Origin of the sequence: Streptococcus sp. oral taxon 431, from assembly GCF_001553685.1 — a bacterium.
Lineage (GTDB): Bacteria > Bacillota > Bacilli > Lactobacillales > Streptococcaceae > Streptococcus.
Genome location: NZ_CP014264.1, coordinates 961,381 through 985,343, shown reverse-complemented (window position 1 = coordinate 985,343; position 23,963 = coordinate 961,381). Strand labels below are relative to the sequence as shown.

General features: G+C 33.3%; 22 protein-coding genes and 3 pseudogenes. 5 read left to right on the top strand and 20 right to left on the bottom strand.

The window, feature by feature from the left end; translation table 11 throughout:
* Window positions 1-46 precede the first annotated feature (46 nt).
* The 4 genes and pseudogenes from AXE83_RS04645 to AXE83_RS04630 all read left to right on the top strand — a co-directional run.
* Window positions 47-892, top strand: a complete 846-nt coding sequence (locus AXE83_RS04645) for a helix-turn-helix domain-containing protein (RefSeq protein ID WP_022524918.1) — start codon at window positions 47-49, stop codon at window positions 890-892.
* Window positions 893-1,072: 180 nt separating this feature from the next.
* Window positions 1,073-1,426 carry a plasmid mobilization protein gene (locus tag AXE83_RS04640; RefSeq protein ID WP_060955611.1) on the top strand — a complete coding sequence of 118 codons (354 nt, stop codon included), beginning with the start codon at window positions 1,073-1,075 and terminating at the stop codon, window positions 1,424-1,426.
* Window positions 1,413-2,160, top strand: a pseudogene (locus AXE83_RS04635) (relaxase/mobilization nuclease domain-containing protein); the annotation flags it as partial. The gene AXE83_RS04640 and the pseudogene AXE83_RS04635, both read left to right, overlap by 14 nt.
* A 52-nt stretch (window positions 2,161-2,212) precedes the next feature.
* Window positions 2,213-2,656: pseudogene (locus AXE83_RS04630) on the top strand (IS3 family transposase); the annotation flags it as partial.
* A gap of 516 nt (window positions 2,657-3,172) precedes the next feature.
* Here AXE83_RS04630 and AXE83_RS10970 read toward each other — a convergent pair.
* From AXE83_RS10970 to AXE83_RS04555, 15 genes and pseudogenes are all read right to left on the bottom strand, one after another.
* Window positions 3,173-3,379: a hypothetical protein gene (locus AXE83_RS10970; protein ID WP_150114524.1), complete on the bottom strand. Its 207-nt coding sequence runs from the start codon at window positions 3,377-3,379 to the stop codon at window positions 3,173-3,175.
* A 148-nt stretch (window positions 3,380-3,527) separates the two neighbouring features.
* Entirely contained in the window at window positions 3,528-5,393 is a 1,866-nt protein-coding gene (locus AXE83_RS04620; protein WP_060955610.1) for an SAG1250 family conjugative relaxase, read from the bottom strand.
* Window positions 5,380-5,745, bottom strand: coding sequence for a plasmid mobilization relaxosome protein MobC (gene mobC / locus AXE83_RS04615; protein ID WP_000263039.1), 366 nt, complete (start codon window positions 5,743-5,745; stop codon window positions 5,380-5,382). Before mobC ends, AXE83_RS04620 begins: the two co-directional genes overlap by 14 nt.
* A 9-nt stretch (window positions 5,746-5,754) precedes the next feature.
* Window positions 5,755-6,114 carry an SAG1252 family conjugative relaxosome accessory protein gene (locus AXE83_RS04610; RefSeq protein ID WP_060955609.1) on the bottom strand — a complete coding sequence of 120 codons (360 nt, stop codon included), beginning with the start codon at window positions 6,112-6,114 and terminating at the stop codon, window positions 5,755-5,757.
* 333 nt (window positions 6,115-6,447) lie between these two features.
* The gene (locus AXE83_RS04605; protein ID WP_060955608.1) at window positions 6,448-7,851 is read right to left on the bottom strand and encodes a hypothetical protein; all 1,404 of its coding nucleotides are present in this window, start codon (window positions 7,849-7,851) and stop codon (window positions 6,448-6,450) included.
* A 221-nt stretch (window positions 7,852-8,072) separates the two neighbouring features.
* Window positions 8,073-8,165: pseudogene (locus AXE83_RS10575) on the bottom strand (toxin PezT); the annotation flags it as partial.
* Window positions 8,165-8,641 (bottom strand): type II toxin-antitoxin system antitoxin PezA, encoded by a 477-nt coding sequence (gene pezA / locus AXE83_RS04595; protein WP_060955607.1) that lies wholly within the window; start codon window positions 8,639-8,641, stop codon window positions 8,165-8,167. The pseudogene AXE83_RS10575 and the gene pezA, both read right to left, overlap by 1 nt.
* Before the next feature lie 360 nt (window positions 8,642-9,001).
* Window positions 9,002-11,317 carry an AAA family ATPase gene (locus AXE83_RS04590; RefSeq protein WP_060955606.1) on the bottom strand — a complete coding sequence of 772 codons (2,316 nt, stop codon included), beginning with the start codon at window positions 11,315-11,317 and terminating at the stop codon, window positions 9,002-9,004.
* 444 nt (window positions 11,318-11,761) lie between these two features.
* Window positions 11,762-11,989: a hypothetical protein gene (locus AXE83_RS04585; RefSeq protein WP_000301902.1), complete on the bottom strand. Its 228-nt coding sequence runs from the start codon at window positions 11,987-11,989 to the stop codon at window positions 11,762-11,764.
* Window positions 11,980-12,612 carry a DUF3990 domain-containing protein gene (locus tag AXE83_RS04580; protein ID WP_049525923.1) on the bottom strand — a complete coding sequence of 211 codons (633 nt, stop codon included), beginning with the start codon at window positions 12,610-12,612 and terminating at the stop codon, window positions 11,980-11,982. The genes AXE83_RS04585 and AXE83_RS04580 overlap by 10 nt, the downstream gene beginning before the upstream one ends.
* A gap of 81 nt (window positions 12,613-12,693) precedes the next feature.
* Window positions 12,694-12,969 (bottom strand): hypothetical protein, encoded by a 276-nt coding sequence (locus AXE83_RS04575; protein WP_060955605.1) that lies wholly within the window; start codon window positions 12,967-12,969, stop codon window positions 12,694-12,696.
* 37 nt (window positions 12,970-13,006) lie between these two features.
* Window positions 13,007-13,390: a DUF5945 family protein gene (locus AXE83_RS04570; RefSeq protein WP_002933294.1), complete on the bottom strand. Its 384-nt coding sequence runs from the start codon at window positions 13,388-13,390 to the stop codon at window positions 13,007-13,009.
* Window positions 13,387-13,620, bottom strand: coding sequence for a DUF5965 family protein (locus AXE83_RS04565; RefSeq protein WP_049548773.1), 234 nt, complete (start codon window positions 13,618-13,620; stop codon window positions 13,387-13,389). Before AXE83_RS04565 ends, AXE83_RS04570 begins: the two co-directional genes overlap by 4 nt.
* A gap of 50 nt (window positions 13,621-13,670) precedes the next feature.
* Window positions 13,671-14,756 (bottom strand): toprim domain-containing protein, encoded by a 1,086-nt coding sequence (locus AXE83_RS04560; protein ID WP_060955604.1) that lies wholly within the window; start codon window positions 14,754-14,756, stop codon window positions 13,671-13,673.
* 9 nt (window positions 14,757-14,765) lie between these two features.
* Window positions 14,766-15,407, bottom strand: coding sequence for a hypothetical protein (locus AXE83_RS04555; RefSeq protein ID WP_060955603.1), 642 nt, complete (start codon window positions 15,405-15,407; stop codon window positions 14,766-14,768).
* A 159-nt stretch (window positions 15,408-15,566) separates the two neighbouring features.
* Between AXE83_RS04555 and AXE83_RS04550 the strand changes: the two genes are divergently transcribed.
* Window positions 15,567-15,764: a hypothetical protein gene (locus AXE83_RS04550; protein ID WP_060955602.1), complete on the top strand. Its 198-nt coding sequence runs from the start codon at window positions 15,567-15,569 to the stop codon at window positions 15,762-15,764.
* Window positions 15,765-15,777: 13 nt separating this feature from the next.
* On the opposite strand, the gene AXE83_RS04545 is transcribed toward AXE83_RS04550, so the two are convergent.
* The 5 genes from AXE83_RS04545 to AXE83_RS04525 all read right to left on the bottom strand — a co-directional run bounded on the left by AXE83_RS04545 (window position 15,778) and on the right by AXE83_RS04525 (window position 23,963).
* Window positions 15,778-16,074 (bottom strand): DUF5966 family protein, encoded by a 297-nt coding sequence (locus AXE83_RS04545; protein WP_060955601.1) that lies wholly within the window; start codon window positions 16,072-16,074, stop codon window positions 15,778-15,780.
* A gap of 13 nt (window positions 16,075-16,087) precedes the next feature.
* Entirely contained in the window at window positions 16,088-16,372 is a 285-nt protein-coding gene (locus tag AXE83_RS04540) for a DUF5962 family protein (protein WP_060955600.1), read from the bottom strand.
* Between the two features lie 74 nt (window positions 16,373-16,446).
* A complete protein-coding gene (locus AXE83_RS04535; RefSeq protein WP_190279324.1) occupies window positions 16,447-22,665 on the bottom strand; it encodes a DEAD/DEAH box helicase family protein in 6,219 nt (2,072 codons plus the stop codon).
* A 47-nt stretch (window positions 22,666-22,712) separates the two neighbouring features.
* Window positions 22,713-23,123, bottom strand: a complete 411-nt coding sequence (locus tag AXE83_RS04530) for a thrombospondin type 3 repeat-containing protein (protein ID WP_049525944.1) — start codon at window positions 23,121-23,123, stop codon at window positions 22,713-22,715.
* A 198-nt stretch (window positions 23,124-23,321) separates the two neighbouring features.
* Window positions 23,322-23,963, bottom strand: a complete 642-nt coding sequence (locus AXE83_RS04525) for an ABC transporter ATP-binding protein (protein WP_049525946.1) — start codon at window positions 23,961-23,963, stop codon at window positions 23,322-23,324.

Here is a 23,963-nt window from a genome sequence, read left to right as displayed (position 1 = left end):
CTAATATTAGAAAAACCAATTTTTTGTTGTGAAAGTGGGATGATTTATGGACGATTTCGGGAAAACACTACGCTTTATCAGGACGAGTAAGCAAGTTAGTATAAATAAATTAGCCGATGATGTTATATCAAAATCACAACTTTCAAGATTTGAAAGAGGTGAGTCTGAAATATCTTGTTCTAAGTTGAATTATCTTTTAAATAAGTTAAATACTTCCTTCGATGAATTTTTAATTATTAATAGAGGTTTTTCTGATTATGATTTTAAAATCATGATAAATGAAGTAAGAGATTCTACTGCTTCAAATGATATTCAGAATATAATAAAAATTTTAGAGAGTTATCAAAACAAAGACAAAAGCACTTTAAAAAACTTTGAAATCACTCTTTTAAAATCTATTCTTAATAATTACTCTAAAGATATATATCCCTCCAAAAGTGAATTAGAAGAGCTCGTTGATTATCTATTTAAAGTCGAACATTGGGGCTACTATGAAATTTCTCTATTTGGCAACTGTTTTAGACAATTAACTTATCAAACTATCTTTTTATTAACAAAGGAATTATTAAACAAGATTAGATACTACATTCGAGCAGAGAGTAATAAAAGATTGGTTATTCAACTTACTATTAATTGTCTAATTGTTAGTATTGACAAGGGTCACTTCAAAAATGCGAGGTATCTTTTAAAAGAAGTCGAATATCTTTTAAATAATGAAACCAGTTTTTATGAGAAAACCGTATTCATCTATGCTTCTGGCTATTTACTTTATAAAGAAGGCAACTTAGACGGTAAAGATAAAATGCTAGATGCTTTAAAAGTTCTTAAAATTTTAAGTGAAGATAAATTCTATAAAAATTATATTGAGCACTACAATAAAATAGTGAATTAATTATCTATAATATAAATTAGCTTACCGCTATCTACTGTTTAGTAGCAAGCACAGTAAGTGTGTACACACTTACGACAAATTGATGAAGCAGCCCCTTGTGGAACTGCTTCTTTTTTATCAATTTAAACTTGTTAGGGAATCCCCTAAGACCCCGAAATACACTGCAAGGAGAAAGTAACTATGGCAAACAGAACAAGAAATATTCAGCTCAAAATATGCCTTAACGAAGAAGAAAAACAAATTTTTGAGAAAAAAATAAAACTTACCAAATGTAAAACCATGAGTCATTTTATACGTAAATTTGTCTTGGAAGGAGATATTTTTGTGGTAGACTTACAAGGACTCCTCTATGATGCAACTAACAACATCAATCAAATTGCAAAACGTGTCAATACTACTGCTGTTATCTATAAAGATGACATACAAACAATGAAGGAAAAAATAGACTCCCTCTCAAAAGAAATCTGGCAAATACACTCTCTTTTACTCTCAAGAACACATAAGGCAGGAGAGAAGCAAAATGGCAGTCACTAAGATTCACCCTATTAAATCAACGTTAAATCTTGCTATCGACTACATCACAAATAACGAAAAGACAGACCAAGAAATTCTTATTAGCACGCATAAGTGTCACGTTACAACAGCGCATACTCAATTTTTAAAAAGACGAGAACAAGAACAAGTTCATGGAACTGTTCTAGCAAGACACCTCATACAATCTTTTTTGCCTGGAGAAATCTCCCCAGAATTGGCTCACGAAATTGGACTGGAACTCTGTAAAAGAGTCTTAAAAGATGAATACGAATTTGTACTAAGTACTCATATTTATAAAGGGCATATCCATAATCATATCATCTTCAATAACGTCAATATGGTGACAGGAAAATGTTATCAATCCAATAAGAAAACCTATCATCAAATCCGCTATCAAAGCGATCTAATCTGTAAGGAAAAAGGGCTATCTATTATAGATGAGTACTACGAAACCTTTAAGAAAAAATACAAACCAAATGGTAAATCATGGTATGAAGATAATCAACGAAAGCAAGGAACATCTTGGAAAAGTAAACTGCAATTTGATATTGATAGAGTAATTAGACAATCAAAAAATTGGGATGATTTTCTGTCTAAAATGGAAAAAATAGACTATGAAATCAAGCATGGGAAACATATTGCCTTCAGACATAAGTATAAGGAACGATTCACCAGAGGAAAAACAATTGGAGAAGATTACTCAGAAAAAAGACTCAAGGAACGAATCACAGAATTACTGTCGAGAAAACGAAAACTGTATAAGGAACAAGTAGGAAATATCATTAATCTAGTCAAAAACTCTATTTATCACCTGTTTTAGATGGCTTTAACAGCGAAATTATCGCCTATAATCTTTCAACTTCACCAAATTTAGAACAGGTGAAAACTATGTTAAACCAGGCCTTCAGTGAGAATCATTACACAAATACGATTCTCCATAGCGATCAAGGCTTGCAATACCAACACGATTTTTATCATCGGTTTCTAGAGAGTAAGGGAATTCAGCCATCTATGTCACGCAAGGGAAACAGCCCAGACAACGGTATGATGGAGTCCTTCTTTGGAATTTTAAAATCCGAAATGTTTTATGGTTATGAAAAGCACTTTAGGTCTTTAGAAGACCTTGAACAAACTATTGTGGACTACATTGATTACTACAACAACAAACGAATCAAAGTCAAACTAAAAGGACTTAGCCCTGTGCAATACAGAACTAAATCCTTTCAATAATTATTTGTCCAACTTTTGGGGGTCAGTACAAATCGAAAGACTATTTTTGTTAATTCACGCACTTCAAGATTGGGAAACTGTGAACCGCTGGCTTCATTGAGAAACTATGCAACCAAGTTAGTTGGGGGTTGAGCCCATTTTCTTCTCTGACTTTGCGTTTAGAAATGTATTTTCTGCCATGAGAAATCTGACGAATTAAGTCACGACCTCGTATAAACTTTTTGAATTGGGCATTTTCTTTGTGGTGAATAAAGAAATCGAAACTTTTTTATAAGCATCCATATTATTCTTCTCCTTTCTTTACAACTACTGAGATGTTAAGAACATCTCTCTTACTAAGAAGCAGCTAAGTGTCCATCTGTTACTGTTGATCCAATCTCGGTTAAAACAGTGGCTGCACTTGCTTCGCTCACACCAGTAATTGTTTGAAGGTATCTTTTTTCTTCAGGGAAACTCCTTTTCGATATAAGCCTGAATCTCACAGGTCAATTTTTAAATGAGATCCTGATACATCCGTTATTCTTCTAAGCTCTGTTCCAAGAGAAAGCGATCGTCTAGTGATAACTTCACATTCATAGCTTCAGCTAATTCTCCAGGACTTTCTTTGACATGCTTATGAATGTAAGGAATCACGTTATCACAGTCTATGACTTCCCCGTTAATAAAGAGAGTCGAGAGATACTGTCCTGTCTTGGAGAAGATGTCAGAAAGATAACTAGTCAATTTAGTGTTGGCCCTTTGTAAGAGATTATGATTTTCGTTTTTGACTTGTGTCTGATGTTGCTTATAAGAAACCAGTTAACGAATGAGTAAATGTAATTGAATAACCTTAGATCTAGAAATGTAGTATTTTCTATAGTTATAGAATCTTCTATTCTATAGTAATATCAGTTTGTAATTTCTGATTTGCTTCTCCATCCATATTCAAAATTCTTACAAATGTTTTTAATCTTCTCACTAAATCCTCATACTCATCAAGATAATGACCGAGTTCCTCTTGTAGCTTTCTTATTTCTTCATTCACATACTCTAACGACGCTGATTCTGTCAAGTTCAATTTTGAAAAGTCATATCTTGCAAGCTTTCGACTGCTTATATCTTCACTCTTCAAATTGATAAGTACTTCCGCCATCTTATTTAAGTTGGCGATTTTTTCATTAATTTGATTTAGTTTTATATCTGTCTCTGCTATTTCTTTTACTAACTCATCTTTAATGTCTTGGTATTTCTTATCTGCTTCAGTTAATTCAATGAAGAGGTTAATCTCGGTAATCTTTTCCTGTAGACTCTTAACTGTAGATCTTCTGTATGGTATTACTCGACTATCGTTGGTTAGCTGTCTTATCAATGTTCGTCCTTCGACATACTGATTCTTATCCGAATGTTCTTTGTTATATACAAAGTATGAGGTTGTCTCACGTATAAAAATTTTATATTTTGTTTGATTCTCTTCTTCTAGAATATCTAATTGATAATTGGGAATGAAAATGAGACCACTCTGCTTAATACCAAAAGACACTTTGATATAAATGCCCTCATCAACTAGCTTCTCTATTTGGTTCTCTGCAAGTTCCACTTCAAATTCACGAACGGTATCTCGTTTTTCCTTAAATGTCTCAAAGGCTTCCTCAATCTCTTCAGTGGATACTTTATCCTTATCTCGTTCTTCTCGGAAAGCATGGTACTGTTCCTGTAAATTCTCTAATCCTTCTGAAACACCGACTTCCTTATTTTTAAAATAATCTTGAAAAAATTTGACATCATATAATTTCTTATCACTTATTTTTTGATGACCCAAACTTATCTTTTGATTATCTTCTTCCAGGATAAAAGTTACATTTTTTTGTTTTAAGCCAATGGTTAAATTCAATTCTTTTGCTTTTGTTATTAACTCTTCTAAAGAATTGACACGGTTCAACAAAAATTCTAAACGACTTTCAATCTCTTGCTTAGCAAAATGCATTCTAAAAAATTCGTCATCATATAGATCTCGTTTGCTGAGTTGGCGTCCTCGAATTGGTTTTGTCATTGCACGATCCGTCATCAAAAAACGGCTATGCTTCTGACTAAAATCAATCTGAACATGCAACTGCTTTGCTTTCTCTAAAAAATCATCAAACGATTTAGATTGCTGCATCAAAAAATAGAGACGTTGTTTCAATTCAAACTTATGACTAGATTCCCTATATTTTTTATAATCACGATAGGAATAACACTTCTCAATAATTTTTGCACCAGCTATTTTTGAAATACGGTCAGAAATCATACGAAAATTTCTTTCTATAACATAGTTCCATATCAATTTTTTATCTGAATTACGATCTATAGCATTGATTAGGATGTGATTATGAATATGATCTTTGTCTGTGTGAGTTGCCACGATGAAACGAAAACATCCTCCTGTTAATTCCATCATGGTCTCATAACCAATACGATTAATTTCTTCAGGTGTCAGATTATCTTCAGGAGAAAATGATTGGATGAGATGATGGGCATGAATAGTTTGTTGGTGTTTTTCTTGTCGGTCGTTTCTGGATTCGTACAACTTGTCATTATTGGTGAAGTTGACATTGTACATTTCTACCATTTCTGCATGACTAGGGAAGTCCAAGTAATTGCTCATGCCAAAATCAGATACCAATTTCAAATCATCTGTTTTATCGGGATTGAGAATATACTTAATCAAACGCCTACGATATTTTTTACCGTGCGTCGCAAAGTGTTTAGTAACTACCATGAAACTCCTTCAGTCTTTTCACCTCCACTTGAAATTCTTTGTCCACTTCCTTAATTAACTCTCCGACTCCTTTACTCAATTCTTGTAATTGGTCCTGAGAAATCAGATGGCTTTGATTAATCGCACGCGCAATTTGATTGATGTTATTTCCAATCCGTCTCAATTCAAAAACTAACTGGTCATAAGTATCAGTGTTAATCGTGACAAATGACATATTGGGATTAAGCAAAACTTTTCTGGCATAGACTGAGAAATTTTGACAATTGCTCTTAGCAATCCGTTCATTCAATTGGTGTAATTCTGGATCAGTTAGAAATACTTTTTTGAGATTGGTACGATAGCGATAAACCATTACATCCTCCTAACCCATATATTTTTCACGGAACTCACGACTGAGTGGCTGCACTTGATTCACTTCTGCAATCAATTCTTGAACGCAAGTCAATAAGATTGAGACGTGTTCTTGAGTCACTTGATGATTTTCTCTTGCGACAACCAGAACTTCATACACATCTCGACTAATCTGTTCAAACTTTTGACACTGCCAAAGGGAGAACCAACTTTCAAAAATTCTATCCTGATAATTCTTTTTCAATAAATTTTGACGAAGAAATTCTGAGAAACTATCCACTTTTTGTTCCCTCATCATTTCTTTTATCTGTTTTTCTTCTTGTCTCGTAATTCTAAATTGCTTTCGGATTGACTTAATTTCTTGTCCCATTCTGATATCCCTTCAATATTCTACTTGTCTGACAGTGTAAGTCTACCTCACATTGTCAGTACGCTTCCTAAAGACCTCACTTGGTTCTTGTTCGGTCTTTGCGAGCTCAGATATTGTGTCCACAATATCCCAAAAATCATATCGCCAACCGATCAAAAACTTCTAGTTTTGACAGCTAACGATAAGATAACTTGGTGGCTTCGCCCCCAAACCCCCAGTAGAAAAATCTTAGTTGGATTTTTTAAAGTTGAAAAAAGTATATCAGAGGAAATTTGGAAAAGGTATCACAGCATGAAGATGAGAGTAAGAAAAAAGAGAGACAGAACTGGCTCTCTAGTGCTTTTTACATTTAAAGTATAAAATAGGTAACCTTAAAATATCCCAATAGTTTTTATAGATGAAAAAAATAATTTTAGGTTCTGTTCTATTTTCACCTACTAAATAAGGAAATTTAACCACATGACACCCGCATGTCTTGCCATTTAATAAATTTTCGATTAAATCTTGCTTTCTGATTTGATATGAAAATTTTTTATAATGATACCTTATCAGTTTTATTGTATCCTTTGATTCATGGAGATTCACCACACAACAATCATAAATAACAATACAAATTAGAAAATAAAGAGCTACTAAAATCGAAAGAACCATTGCTATATGAAATGAATTGTTATTATTAATTTGAAGTAATAACATATCAACAAATCCACCAAATATTACAATGATTAATGGGAAAAAATAAAAATTGGTTAGCAAAAATGTTAAACCAAATATAATAAATCCTATTATACCAGGTAGGATTAAGGATTTTACCGTTTGCATTTCCTTTTCTAGTTTCCTGTATTGATTTGATAAAAATAAATATGATTTCTTTTTCGTAGAATCTTTACTATCCGAAACCAAATCAAAAACATCATCTTGTTCTAATATTAAGAATGTTTTACCTTCAGCTTTATTCACTGTAACACTTTCTTTGTTATTCCTATAAATTTTTACTTTCTCAACTGATGACTCAAATAGCTTTGTTCCTTTTTTCAACTTTATTCTCTGATTATCTATAGGTAAACTATAAATATTATCTTCAATACTGTATAGTGACTGTGGGATTTTGTTTTCAGAAGTCATAACTATATCAAAGTCAGTTTCAGTATCAATCGAATAAACTTTACCATCACTGATATTTTTTAAATAGAACCTTTCGAGAGATTGAAACGGGAACTGTTTTACCTCGTTATCAAAATGATTAATAAAAATAATAAAAATAGAAAGAATTCCTAATAAAATATACACTCCTATTAGAACTGACTTAATAAATGGGAACAAATAAGATTGACTATATTTCCAAAGTTTACCTCTATTCAGTTTTTTGTGAATTGTAAGATATTTTTTGTAAAAAACATAAATTATCTCATCATTCTTGATGTTAGATAAAAATTTTTTTCTTGAATAAATAAAGGAATTCATACTGACTGTTACAGTACATAAGATAAAGAAAAAAACTAAAGTTGGATTAACCAATGACAAAACTGTCAATAAATCTGTTTGAAAATATATTCTTAATAAATAGATACTAAATATCCATAATAAAATGGTAAAGACAATTATTAAGGCAATATTTTTTAAAAATATTTTTTTACGTTTTTCAACTTCTCCATTATCAGAATAGTATATTCCTGCTATAGTAATCGTAGAAACAATCATAGAAATTACTGTTGCTAAATCCTTAATAACATCCATAGTAAAGGCCCTCTATAATTTGGATTCCAATTGAATTCCAAATATCCCTCTCTATTCTTTTTTTAATATGAATCTACTATGATGTTATGAATTGGAAATTTTTTACTTCTATCATATTGTACATAGCAGATAAAATTATCATTTTCTGGAAACAGTTCTCTCTTTCTTCTTAATTCGTTGTGAGAAGCAGTTAAATAAACAATATCAGCAGACATATTAGTTTGCTTACTGGACTTTTTTCCTCTTGTCAGTGAGCGAAGGTTCCTTGCTAAAGCCTGTTTAAATTGACTATCGGTATAATCTTGAATTTCCATCAGGCTACCATCCGTTTTTCAGATATCTCTAACATACGTTCAATTCCATCCAAATAGCCGCTATACCTCTCTATTTCATCAAAAGTTTCTACTAAATAGATATTCGTATGAATCAAGTCAGATAGATCATCACTCATTAAAATCCAAGGATTAGATTCATCATCAATGCTAATTCCCTGACTATCTTGATAACGATAGAGTCGAGATAATAGATTAGCACCTCTTTCTTTCACAATTTCAATTTTTAAAGTCAGTTCATAATCTTCAACAGGATTGAGCATTTTGTCTTCTCCTACAATATCTACATAAGATACATTAAACTTTTGACAAATGATATCTATTAGTTCCGTAGAGACTGAACTAATTCTATTTTCATAACAACTTAAGCTATTTCGAGATATTCCTATAATTCGGGCAAATTCGGGTGGTGTTAAGTCATGTGTTTTACGTAAGGATTTTATGTTTTTTCCAATCATGGCAAACTCCCTTCATTTGATAATACCATTATAACATAAAAAACATAACTCACCAATTTTGGTGAGTTGTGTCTTGTTTTTCTATACTAAACTTTACTTCTAAAAAAGCCACCTAAAAGGGAGCACAACACTCAACAGTATAGAGATAATACTCTTCGAAAATCAAATTCAAACCGCGTCAGCTTCGCCTTGCCGTACCTAAGTACAGTCTGCGACTAGCTTCCTAGTTTGCTCTTTGATTTTCGTTTAGTATAAGTACATCTCTTTAATGAAATGTCGTTATTTTTATCTATCTTCCAGAAAATCGGGGTGAGTTAAATTACTATTATTGAGAAATGATTTAAATTGTTCTGGATCATTTCAATGTAAGGCGCCTAATATTATTCTAGCATCATGCTTAAACTCGCATGTATTAATGGGATTGCGAGTTCTATCAAACCTATCTTCTCCATGAGAGTACTCATTATTTATACGTTGCATAAATGGAGCATTCTCATCTCCGAAATAATTAATAATTTTATCGTCATTCTTTGTTTTATAGTCAGGATATTTAAAGTATAAAAGAGTTTCAATAAATTTTCTACCGTTGTTTGGAAAATTATAAAAAACAGAAAAATTATTTTCGTGTTCATCTTCTGTTGCCACTCTATATATTTGTTCAAACAGGAATACAAATTCTGTGACTTTATTTGATAAATGCGTAGGCAATTTTTTTATATAACTTTTTGACGGGATATTTTCAGCTTCTTTTATCTTTTCTATTAAGTAATAATCTTTTTTATTAGAAAATCTATTTGTATATTTCAAGAAATCTAGATTATGAGTGGACAAGAAGTATTGTAAAAATTCTTTCTTTTCTAGAAGACAAAAAATTAGGTTGTAGATATAAAAAATGTTATTTTCATCCAGACTAGAGACAGGGTCATCAATAAATAAGATTGTTTTTGACTTTTCTTCTGTCGACAAACTTTCTAATCTTGTAATATAATAAGCAAAGGCTATTAATGATTTTTCTCCTTCACTTAGATTATATGCTCTTTCTTCATTACGAGAAACTTCGAAATATATACCTTCCTCATCATCGACTGATTTTAGGGACATCTCTGAATGTGCTAAAGAATTTTGAAGTATCATATTTATACGTTTTGCTGCTTCAGATTCTGACTTTAAACTACCTTCAAGTTCAATAATATCTTGCTCAAATTTTTCTTTTTCTTCCTTTAATTTTTTCTGTTCTTTGGAATTCTCATTTATATATTCTTCAAGTTGGTCAACTTCTTGAGATAGTTTAGTGAACTCAGATACAGGGAACTCTTTTACGATATAATATCTTCGAAGAAAATCTATGCTTTTAGTTTTCCTATCCTCAAATTGTTCTATCTGTTTAATAGTACCATCATATAGTGAGTTAATCTCAACTTGAATTTCGGAAAAATCAATCCAATTTAAATCATTAATTTCAATTTTAGAAAAAATGTCTCGTTGTTTTTCTGAAATTTTTGATTCTAGTATTTCTAGAACTCTTTTTCTATTATTAATATTATTTTCAATCTCTTTGTTTATATTTTGAATATCAGATACAGATTCTTTAAAATAATCTTCCTTATTAATATTTGGAATAGCATCTAATTTTTGGATTTCTGATTTTATCCTATTATTTTGCAGCACTAATTCGTTTTCCAGAGAGCTTAACTCATCAGAAAAAGCCAACTTTAGATTTTTAATAAGCTCACCATCAATGCCGTTACCACAAAATACACATTTTTCTGGATTATCTCCATGGATATCAACACCATGCTTAATCCAATTTATTTTATCTGGACTATCTTTATATTCATCTAGAATATTACTTACTGAGACAACTTTAGATAAAAGCTTCTTCGTATTTTCTAAAAATAATGTGAAATTAAAATTTTTATCAAAACTAACTAAATCAATTTTTTGTGGTTTATTTATGTTTTTTTCGAGAATTCGTATTTTGGCTTGTTCAACATTCTTTTCTAACTCAGCTACAGCCTTCTCATCATCTTGTAATGGTAAAATAGGAAAATGAGCTGAATATTTTTTAAACTCTTCCTTTATATCTCGTATATCATATTTATTACCAACTACGACCGAGGGATTCTTTAAATTCTTGATTTTTGATGCAGTTGTTCTCAGTTTTGAATTCAAAACATTTTCACTACTCTTAAGCTTTTTTTGTTTTTTAGTTATATCCGATTCAACCTGTGACAATTTTTCATTTCTGGGTTTAAGTTCGTTTAATCGTATATCTTCAATTTTCTTCAAGGTTTCATTAGTATCACTACCTATCGAAATTTGGAAACTATTTAATTTATTGTCATTGTGAAGATAAATATTATCGTCAATAAATTGCTGATTGAAAACTTTACAATCTATTGGTAAGTCGCTACCTATTTCGTTTGACTTAATAATCCTATGATTAGCTAGTTTGACTTCAAAATCTATATTTTCATACTTTTCTGGAAGTTGCTTAAGTTCAATACTTTGAAAAATTTTCGAATAAGTACTTTTTCCTGAATAGTTTCTACCGTAAAAAATATTAATTCTTCCATCATTAAAATCATTACCGATACCTGATTGACTATGCTGTTTGTAATCTTTATAGCAACCAAAATCTTTGATATCAATTTTTTTAATCTCTAAATCTGACATAGTTTATACCTCTTTTTCATTATATCATATAGACATAGCATAAAACAGGATGCGTACTCAAATTACTTTATAAATGAGAATCATTCCAATCGATCTTTGAATTGTGTCGATGAAGCAACTTCTTTCAACTCTGTAAAATGAGATTTTTAAGCCTAATCTATCACATTAAATACTGAAAACTTCGTCTAGATTTGTCAGTCTAACTCATTCCGACAGGAGTTTCATTTCTAACTTGACAGAAAATGATTCACAAGCCGATTGACACGAAACGCAACTGAATTATTCAGATAGACATTTATTACGATTTCATCGGGAAAAAAACAAAATAATGAAAAAGCGAGTCAGTCCGTCTGACTCGCTACTATTAACCCTGATAACTGAACTGCTAGCTATCAACTTGGCTAAGAATAATTTCTTTCTTTTGAGGTCGCTTATTTCAAAATCCTATACAATAAAATACTCTTGTTTAATTTTTGTAAGCAGATTGTTAGCAACCGAAGTTACACCAACATGCATCAGTTCAGGATCAGAATAATCTAGATTACGAGCATAGCCTTCTGCAACAGTCTGAGCAATACGCTCATCCAATTTATAATTAGAGGCTTTTAATAGTGCTTGAAATAATTCTGAACTATATAGTTTAATATTATTTTCCAATGATACTACTGCCATTTTTGTAACTCCTCTCCTGTCTTTGATTGATAAACCTTCTCTATTTTCATTATATCACAAAAAGATTGGTTGTGAATGGATAATTGTTTAAAAGAATAGGGTTTTCTAAACTCAGAAAGCATTTCTTCTTTTGTAATTTCATTCTGACGAAAACGAGCTAAAGCTTGGGTTGGATTGTCATCAGTCTGAACACCATAGATAAAATCAAAATGGTGTTGTAATTCATCTGGATTTTCCCGATTTTGAAAGACAAATTCCGCAAAATCTAAATCTGACTCTGATTTTTTATGTTTTGCAAAATAGTGACAATGATAGTCTGGGTTCTTAAAAATTTCTACAAAATTTGAAATACGAAATTCTAATATAATTCCGAATTCTTCTTCTGACTCAAAAATATCTTTATTCGCCATAATGTTATTTAGAACTTCAACTTGTTTATTGATAAATTTTCTAGCTTGTTCAAAGTCAGGCGTAATATAGAAACCAGGTCCAAAATCTAGCTCACTCCCTAAGTTAAATTGAACATTGATACCTTTTTTTAACGATTCTAAATGTCGGAACAATGTCGCATGGAACCACTGAGTCTGACCTAGTTGCTTTTCCTGCTTGGTAGTCAACTCCAAAATATTTACTTCCTTCTCTAGTCTATACTAAAAGTATAACACAAGACTTTATGCAAGTAAAAGAAAATTTTATAAAACCATTTATTTCATTCCATCTTTCCTAAATCTCTCTAAATTCTTCTCCAATTGTTCCTTATGAAGTTGATTCTTAGCTTCCTTTAATGTGTCGTCCAAAGTTTCTTCTCTGTAAGTTGCTTCTGTTTTTAGTTGTTCTGATCCTTGATCTGGAGTGAAAATGATATCTAACAGTCGGTCTATTTTTTCAAGATCTTGGACAGACATATCAGATAGTCTATGAATTAGCTTCTTAAATACATCACTATTGTCTTGGTTTTTCTTAAAAAGTTTTGTAAACATCTATAACCTCTCAAAAAAAGCAGCCTATCAGGACTGCTTAGTGTAATTCGGAAATCGCATCATAAATTGACTGCAATTTCTTATTGTCTTTATTCTTTGTGTCGATCAACGTATGTAGCTCTTCAATTTTCTTTTGACTACTTTGAATATCGCTATTGTTATCTGCAATAAGTCTTTTAAGATGTTGCTGATAACTTGTAGTGATATCTGTCTCTTTTCCTGTTCTAACCTCTGTAACTTTGGGTTTAGAACTAGAATTTGATTCCGTCACAGGTGCTTGTTTACGCTTTTGAAAAGCTGCTTCATAATTTACATCATTACCTCCTTGATGATTTCCAAATAAGGCCGCAATTTTATCTGGATCTTCTTGATTTTCTGATTTACTCTCTAATGGTTGATTAAAATTCCAATCTTTTGTCATTCACTCATTTCATCCTTTCTAAATTCAGAATCATCGAATTGTCTTTCTCTACCGAAGGCATGGTCAAGAGCTTCTTCAAAACTCATGTGACTAATGCTTTGACGCCTTTTGAACGTCGCAAACATCGCTGTCTCCAGTTGCTCTTTGTAAGAAGCGAGCTTTTCTGTCTCTCTTGCTACCTTGCTTTCTTGCCTAGTGACCTTTTCTTCTAAGCGTTCGATTATGGTCATATACAATCCTCCTTCATTCTAATATTAGCTAAAACATCTTGATTTTGTTATCACAATTCTAAACATTGAGAGGTTTGTCCTACTGGTTGATTCCCCAATTGCTCTTTTGCAGTCTCAAGCATAAATTGTAAATCTGATTTCTTTTCTCTAAGAATATCGTTCCAGTCTATTTTTTCTTTCCCAAATTCATTATCAGGTAAATCCAGTAAAACAGGCAATCCTGCTTGAGATAACTTATCATAAAAATCTTTTCCTGCATCATCACAATCTACCGCAAGTGTCAATAAATCAGGATGATTATCAAAATAGCTGGTGGTATCACGAATTGTATTGATCAAAGGCAATAACTTTGAAGGTGTTACTGTATCTAAGAATTCCAACTTCTGATTTTCTTCAGCTATCAGTCGTAAAGTTTGATAAGCAACAACAGACCTTTTTAATCCCTCCATAGACACCAAACGAACATCAGATAGATTTTGTTGATGAAGTTCGTAATAGCTCATCAAGTCGATGAACGATTCACAAAAGACCAGCTTATTTGGTTTACCAATGTCAAAGGATATTCCAACATGTCCATGGCTTCCTTTTAGAATTGTTTTTAACCTCTCTCTTGGGATAGAATGATTCTTATAAATCCCTTGTAGGCTTGCAGCCTGTAGCTTGTGATGATGATCAAAGCTTTTAAAAACAATAACAGGTTCAACAGTTTCATTTGTTTTCCAATTGGCTTGTGCCATCAAACCTTGTTGAATCATCTTTTGTACGATTTCTTCTGAGATTCCTCTACATTCTGTTAAATAGTATCTGGCCAGACTACAGTTAGAATCTTCTACTCTCTTTAAAGGATAATAAAATGGTCTCTCTCTTTTTTCTTGAACAACTTCTTTTTGAAAAGGTTCTTCAGAAAGAAAAGCTAGAGCTTCTTTAAAGGAAATTCCCTTAACAAGTCGAACAAAATCAATGACATCACCTTGAATATCTCTTGAAAACCATTTAAAAGTATTGGTAGTTGAAAAAATTCGGAATGAATCGTGTTCAGGATGTTCATAGACACGGCTAGAAACTTGTTTAAAGGAGATACCTAAACGATTGGCTACATCAAGAATTGAAATTTGCTTACATTCTTCTATTTCCATGCAATATCATCATTTTGTCGTAGTATTTGGCAGTGATGGTATTGATGATGATTCTTCTAAAGTTTTAGGAGTTGCCTTATCTAAATCATCCAACCCAGATTTCCAAACCTGTACTTGGTTGACCAATAACTTACCAGGTAGTTTAGAATAGGATAACTTAACTGTTCTTGTTTCTGTCTGATTAGTCTTTGATTGGTTTACATTCTTTAAATCAGATACATAGGTTACATTATAAGAGACCATGGCAATGGCTTGATTCGTAGTCTGATTGACAAAGATATCAGCTTTTTCAAAATGATAATCCAAAATATAGTCCTTATACACTTGGTTCATGGCATCGTTTTGACTTGTCAATTCTTGAGAATAAGCTGATTCAGTCATATAAGGTTGAATGCGTGTATTATTTTCTCCGAGCTTTTCTTTCGTATAGTACTGTGTCAAAAATTCTTTTACAGTATCCGATGACAAAATACTGGCTTTATCTTCTGCTTGTTTATCTTCCACAAGTTTAGCTGCAGCCAATTCAATCTCTTTGCGACTTTGTTTAGCAGTAGAATGTTGACCAGCAGTATATCCCATCATGAGAATAAAGCTAGTTGCGGCTACTGCTCCAACACTAATTAAGGCTTTAGTTTTGACTTTATTTAACATCTTAGACCTTCTTTCTATAAAAACTAGGTCAAGAATAACAAAAAGAACTTGTAAGTTTTATCACACAACAACTAAAGGTGATTCCTACATTTCAGGCGCAAAATCGTACAGTTCAGAGAAAAATATCAAAACTATCTGTCTTCAGCTTATAATGTAACTATGAAAAATTTAAAAGAAGAAAATTTGAGAAGAGCTCTTTCTCATATTGAACGACATAAACAAGCCATAAATACAAGTAATAACAGTGAGGATAATGATTTTCATAAATTACTGCTCCAATTTAGCTATAAAGTATATGAAAGAATCAAGGCTAATAAAAAACCTTATCCGAATTTAGATTCAGATAAAGTTTTTTAACCATCTAACAAGTTTATATACTTTCCTTAGTTTTGGAGTTTATGAAACGCCAACTGAATCCTAGAACCAACATCAGATTGATGAAAAGGTACACAGCCGTAAAACTAGTTAAACCATGTTGTCTGATATCATCAAAGTATAAAGTCGGTTCAGTAAAGAACAAATAAATTCCATAGACCTCCACGAAAATAAGAAAACTGACAAAACCAATCAGGAAAAGTCCACTGGCAATAAGAAAGAGTCTCCATAAAAGAATGAGAATTCCTCCTACTGCTAAAAAAATTACTGGGATAAGGAGTAAATCATTCATGACTTTCTACTCTCTAGTCAATCAATTGACGATAATGGGTGGCAAGAGAGGAATCAAATTCCTCTAGCTTTTGAACTAAGTCCAAATACTCCTCTTTTTCATGTTCTTCAAAGTCCACACCTCGATGATTCTGAAGACCGATTTCCAGTTGACTAGTGAGTTCTCGTATAGAAAAACTGTAATCGCCTGTCACTTCCTCATAATGTTCCTTTAGTTCCTTGTAGGCTTGGTATTCTTCAGGTGTTTGAAATCCCTGTACCAAAGCCTCTTCTAATTGATAATAGGTATCTTCCATCATAATCGTTACCTCGTTTCTTTCTATCTTTATTTTACCGCGCTTTTCTTTTCTTGTCCGCTATTTATATATATTTTTTAATCTAATTCAAAAGAAAGTTGTTCTAGCTTTTCTTTTCCTTTTTCGTGGAATTGTCGTAAGGCCTGATCAATAATATCTAAATCCGTTTCAGTTTCAATCAATGGCGCGAGTACATCGTATTCGGCCTTTTTAGTTTGATAATCCTCTTCCTTTGGAAAATTTTTCTCAATTTCTACCTTAGCAGTAGTCCATTTATCCTTTAATTCATCCAATAAGTTCTGAGTTTTCACTTGGTCATCTTTAATGTGGTCTATCGTATGTTGGAGTCTTTGAATTGTCCCCAAAGGAGAATACAAATCTAAACTGACAGAATACCGATTTTCTCCTACAATCTTAACAGAGAAAGTTTCAGGAAGAGGTTGATTTGTTGGAAGACTAAGCATTTTAATGTCAAATCCTCGATAACTGGCTAGGGTACGGAATTCTTTGCTGTCAGATTGATTATGACGGATAAGACGGTGTAGGGATTCACCTGCTTCAGCTCGTTGCTCAAAAGCTTGCTTACCTACTGTCATAGAAAATGATTGGTCTTTCGACATTTCAGACTGTTGAATGTCGCCTTCATACTTGCTTAATCGTTTCTCAAGAATGGGAATATTTTCTTCACAGTAAGAGATTGTATGACGATAGTGATCCTTGCTACGTTGAAAGGCGCGTCTTTGATTTTCTAATAGGGTTAGATCATTCTCTAGTTCCATCTTATATTTGAGATAAGGATTACCTGTTGCTAGTGCCTTAAAATCAGAAGCTGTCATGGTCTGCTCATCAATGTCTTCTGCAGCACGAATCGGCTCCTTAGAAGTCATAATCTGCTTAATATAACGGAGTTTGTTCTCCTGAGTTGCCCATAGATAATTATCAAACGAACCTTTGGTAATATAGTGGTAAATATCCACTTCCTTGTTTTCATTTCCTTGTCGGATAATCCGTCCATTGCGTTGCTGAATATCACTTGGTCTCCACGGTACATCCAGGTGATGAACTGCTTTCATCTTGCTCTGAACATTTAAACCTGTTCCTCCTTTTTCAGTTGAAGCAAGGAGAATCCGCACCTCTCCTGCATTAACCTTTCGAGACAAACTGTTCTTCTTTTCATCACTATTGGCATCATGTACAAAGGCAATTTCTTTACTAGGGATTCCTCTATCAACTAATAATGCCTTAATCTCAGAATAAACATCAAAGCCATTGTCCTTTTTCTTAGGTGTTCCAATATCTGAAAAAATCATCTGAGTAGCCTTATTTTCCATTCCTTCACGATAAATTCTCTCAACATTATCCACTACCTGAAGCAGTTTATGATTGTCTGCTAGACTATAACTAGAGTCCAATAAACGCATATCAATAGCTAATTTTCGTGCCTCACCCGTAATTTTTAACATGTTATCCTGACTTGGATCAACTGTTCCACATTTGACAGCATCTGACCTCATAACTAATTCTTCTAAATAGAGTTTCTGGTTTTCAGTTAACTCACTCTCAATAGGGATAATATGAGCTTCTGGAACAGGTAAATCCAACATATCTTGTGTTTGAATATCGGCTGTTTCTTTATAGATTTTCATCAACTCAGGTAGATTGACAAACTTTTTAAATCGTTTCTTAGGCTGGTACTTATCCCCTGTAGGAGCTAATTCCATAGAGTTTTGAATTTCTCCAAAAGCACCTACCCAAGAGTCAAAATAATCAACTTGATAGCGTTTTAAAATATCTGGTTGAATATAGTTCATCATAGTATATAACTCACTAATAGAATTGGAAACAGGTGTTCCTGTCGCAAAAACAATATTCTTAAAATCATGTTCTTCCTGAATCTGTCGAACCTTCATTTCCATATCCACATTCTTCTTAGACGTTGTATTGGTAATCCCTGCTACATTCCCAAGTCCAGTAATTGGTCGTATATTTTTAAAATGATGTGCTTCATCCACAAAGAGAAAATCAATTCCTAAGTTCTCAAAATCAATAAAACTATCACGATTAAAGCGTTGGAGTTCTTCCAATTGTTTCTCTAGACCACTTATTGATTGCTCTGCTTCTTTAACGGTATACTTATTTTCAGAATGTGTTTTAATCTCTCGTAGTTCGTTGAGTTTATCCTCTATATAGTTCATCTGTCTTTCCTTACTGACAGGGATTTTTTCAAATTGAGAATCTCCAATGACAATGGCATCGTAATCTCCTGTAATAATACGTGACACAAATTGTTTTCTTCTCGCCTTCACAAAATCTTTCTTAGTGGTCACAAAGACTTTTTTAGTAGGGAAAAATTTCATGATTTCTTGGCCAAACTGAGCAGACAAACTAGAGGGCACCACATACAAGGGCTTATGAACCATCCCTAACTCCTTTAATTTAAACCCAGCACCAAGCATGGTCAAGGTCTTTCCTGAACCTACCTCATGAGCTAATAATGCTCTTTTTTCTTCTATAATTCTTTGAATGGCATTCTCTTGGTGAGGACGAAGACTGATGTTTTGTGCCAAGCCATCAATGACTAGATGGCTACCGTCATACTCTCGACTAACCGTCCGATTATAAAGACGATTATAGCTTTCCTCAATGACTTGTTGGACTTCTGGATACCGTGATACAAATTCTTGAAAGAGCTCTTGTAAATGCTGCTCTTTTGCTCTTAGAACAGAGGTTTTTTCCAAATCTGTGATGGTCTTTTTCTTTTCTCCTTCCGTAACAGTCATAGTAATCGTCGGTTGGTTTGAATTTAGTAAATTCTCAAAAACCTTTCTTCCTGTATCATAACGTGACCCACTGACTCCAAGACTACTATCTTTGGCACTTGGATAGCGATAAGCAAATGATGTCCTTAAATGAACCTGGCCATCGACAGGATTCACTTCAATGACTTGTTCAACATCTGGCGAAGACAATTCAAATTCACGATTGGTAAAACATTCAAAAGCAAATTTACCATAAACGGATTGAGGAATCCAACGTGACCCTATTTTAAACTCAATATCTGCCAGATGAATCCGTGGAGGGCGAACAGATTCTAACAAATCTAAAGCATGGTTCCAATCATATTCTTGGTTGTTTTCCTCTACTAATAGTTGAACTACTTCTATTTTGTTGAGAATGTCTCCTGATAAAAACTGGTTCTTAGAAAGATATTTTCTTTCTCCTCTTAAATAGCTTTCTGGATCCATTAAAATCTGGTCACCTATCTCATCTAAAATAGCAGCTTGGCTATGTTCGGGATAAATTGATACCATATAGTCTAAATCAACCCCTCTACCATCCGATAAACTAGAGTTTAAGGCATCTAGAGCCGTTGAGACTCTTGCGATCACTCTCTCTGGCCTAACCAATGCTTTCTCAAAGGCTAAAGATTTTTTATATTTTACTTTCTGATATTTAGAATCGATGTATTCATCTTCTAAACTTGCTAGTAAAGAATACTTATCGTCACTATCAAATAAGTTCCGATTAACGGAAGCATTCAAGTATCCAAATTGACTTACAAAACGGTCATATTCACGATTGAGTTTACTAAGCAATTCCTGAAAATCAGCCCGACTATAATCTTGATGACGTTGAATTTCAATTAAGGATTGATAGGTCTCTCTCAAATCAACCATGCCCTTAATACGACTAATGTCCTTATCCGATAAGGGACTTTCATAAAAGACAGTTTTTTTGAACAGTCCCTTATATTTCCCTCTTTTACTCGCTTCTTCTGACTTGTAAACATCTAGTGCTTCCTCATCTGTCAAATGAAGTTGCACGAATCGATCTATTTTATGTTCAGACAAAGAACTGTCCCAATCTTTAAACTCTCCCTTCTCGTCTACATAATAACTAATTTCGTCTACTTTTGAACTTTTCCGAATGCCATGCGTATCTCGGTAATAAATTTGATTTCCCTCATATCCAAAAGAATAGAGCGCTAAGTTCTCACGTATACGACTTGGGATAGAATTATCCACTTCTTCTTGGATAAAAACAGGTGCTTTCAAAGAATTGTCAATTTGTTTAGGTGCTTCCACATTCTCTAATGCTTTCATTATGTCAGTAGATAATGTTTCTGATACCCCCTTAACATTGAGAGTTCCCCCATTAAAATTACGTACCTCATATTCACCCAAAACTTGTGTATTGTATTTCCCATCAAAATAAGGATTGATCCAGACACGCTTATCCTCCTCAAAGGGAATAGAACCACTAAAAACAAGTTCCTCCTCATTAAGATCCTTTGCTTGATCCTTTTGAAAGAAGAGAAGATCTGTAGTCACTCGAGTACCTGCAATGCTTTTAAAAGTCGTATCCGGCAACCGAACTCCCCCTAAAAAATGAGTGTTGGATTTAATCTCTTGTAAGATATTATCTGTCCGCTTATCCATTGTCCCGATAGATGAGATAATCGACACTTGTCCTCCGTCTCTTACTAAATCAAGTGAGTGTTTGACAAAGTAGTCGTGAATCATATAAGGTTTATCATAGTTTTTATCGGCAATGCGAAAATTTCCAAAAGGAACATTCGTTAAGACTAAATCAAAACTATTATTTTGATAGGGAACTTCTTCAAATCCTCGCACTTCAATATGGGTATTGGGATGGAGTTGTTTTGCGATTGCGCCTGTCACACTGTCTAATTCAACCCCATAGAGTTCTGATTTCTCTCGTATACTTCTAGGCATCGCCGCAAAGAAGTTCCCAGTCCCCATAGAAGGATCTAATATCCTCCCTCCCTCAAAACCATCATCCAGTAATTTTTGCCAAATCTGGCGAATAATCATTGGGTCTGTATAATAGGCTGTGAGAGAACTTTGTTTCATGGTGGAGTATTCTGACTTACTTACTAAGCTCCTAAGAGTTAAACGTTCTGCTTCATACTTTGGATTGAGTTCATCGAAAAATTCATTGGCAAGACCACCCCAGCCGACATACTTGGCTAGTAGCTCTTGTTCTTCTGGATGCGCTTGTCGTCCCTCTTTTTCTAATCTTTTAACAAGTTCAATTGCGGCGATATTCGTTTCAATCTTTTCTCGATTTGTCTTAGGATAAAAGTCCTCTAAATCATCTGGAAAAACAAAATCTAGAACATGGACATCTGTCTCTTCTATGCCTTCAATAAGCGTTTCTGTTTCCTTATCCTTTTCATTATCTTCTTCCAGATAGGAATACAAATCTATTTCCAGACTTTCACTTGATGAATCCATCTCAATCTCTGAATTTTCTTTTTCAAGTTCTACATGAGACAATACTTGTTCAATCTCTTCTAAACTGTTCAAGTATAAGATAGGATTTTCTTCAAATAACTTGTTGGAATCATTGAATAGCTCTAGGCGAACTAAGCCATTTAACTGTGCATTTTCAATTGAAACCAACTGAAATACTTGTCCTTTATAACTTACTTGTGAACCAATCGGATATTCCCTCAAAGCTTCTTCTACAATTTTATCTACTTTAGTTAGGGAATGAACTTCCACATTTTCTTCTACCTGGTCAATATTATCTAAAGGTAAGACTGCTTCCTCTACTTGCTTAGACTTTTCTCTTATAGCCTTTACTTCATCAAAATAAGTAATAATCTTCAGCTTTTGTGTCAGTGGGAGTTGTTGGTAGTTTTCTTCATGATGGACAAGATCCGTAACGATATCTAAAGTAGCCATCAATTCTGAGCCCAAATAGGCTAGAACATCTCCTTCTTTTTCTTCAAAATGAATCTCAAGAACTTCTTTTTTTAGTTCTTTGGAATCAACCATTAGAAGAAACTCCTCTATATCTCTACTAATGCGATCAGATAGATTATTCGCAACCCGATAGACATTGACTAAATTGACATCCTGATTCTGATGAAATACAAGCTCACTTAATGGTGTTAGCTTCTCTTTTTCAGATTGGATGTAAAATCGAGTGAAAAGATTATAGGTTGCGACTTCTAGCACCAAGTTTTTCTCAAAATTACTTAATTGAGATAATTTACTTAGACCTGCTTGTCCAAAATTTCTTGTGTAACTTTCTAAATCTTGATCATTATTTTCAGAACTGGCCTCTAGGAAAGAAACAATATCTTGATCAAAAGAATATACGTGAGGAATCTCTTCTATCTTGCCCTCTTCAGCCAAAAAACTCTCTACCAAATCCTGCCATTTCTCATCAAAATGTTGCGCTTGATAACGAAGAAATAGGTCCATTTTCTCCCTATCTTTTGGAATTGTTCCACGAAACATAGCCAATAATTGCATTACTTCCATACTCACTCCTTTCATCTATACGAAAATAGGAGAATCACATGATTCCCCTACAACTCTATCTCCATTTCAACCTCTTGAGGACTGGTTTCTAAATCACTAGACAAAAGAGAAACAGAATCTGTTCTCATGTAGTAAGTATATAAGTCTTCTAGGTCTTGTTGGTTTTCAATCCCTGTTTCAATACTAATCAGAGCCTGTATAAATTCCTTGTAGTGACTCTCCATCATATCTGAAATCTTTTGTTTCATTTCCATAAATACTGAAGATGGTTCAGTTATACTTGTTTGGTCTATGTCTTGTAAATCCTTTTCTAAGGGATTGGTTCCTTCTTCTACTTCCACTAAATCTGAACGACCATCACCATCAGAATCTGCGCTAATAGGATTGGTTCCTAGCGCTAATTCTTGAGCATCAGTTAGTCCATCTTGATCCGAATCACGTTGATAAATGGCTTCCATATACTTCCTTCTTTCCTAGTTAATCTTTTTTCACTCCAATCCTACCAAATATTCCTTGAAAGAAGTATCACAACAAAAAAAGAGAACGAGCCAAAACTGCGTTCTCAAATAATATTGTGATTATAAACAAGTACTCCAGATTTTCGAAATTTATGCTGTATATAATCAAAAACTTTCTTATTGCTGAATCTTGCCATATCATCTATGTGATAAATCGGTAACTCGAATGACTTGGTCCACTTGCTCCCAAATAAGAGGATTGTGGGTCGCAATAATAATGGTTCGATTCGGATTTTTTAAAGATTCTAGGATAGAGAGTAATTCCTCAGAGTTTTTGGGGTCTAGCGAAGCGGTTGGTTCATCTGCAAGAATCAAAGGCGGATCTTTTAAAATTATCTTCGCTAGTGCAACACGTTGTGCTTCTCCTCCTGATAACTCAAATATAGGTTGCTTTAAATCCAAATAAGAGAGGTTTACACGGTTTAGAGCTTGTTTCATCAAAGAGAGTTTCTCTTTTTCTTTCAACTTTTTACCAACTAAACCCAGATTGAGATTCTCTTTGACGGTTTGGCTTTCAATTAAGCCAAAATCTTGAAATAAATATCCCAAGTAATCTCTAAAGAAAACAGAGGGCTTAATGTCTTTAAGAGAGGTGCCATCATAGATGATTTGCCCTTTGTCATATGGCTCTAATCGTCCAATCATATTCAAGAGTGTTGTCTTACCACAGCCACTTGTACCGATTAAGGCATAAATTTTCCCACCTTCAAAATGAAGATTAATATCTGAAAATAGCTGACGGCTTCCAAATTTTTTAGATATATTCTTTAGTTCAATCAT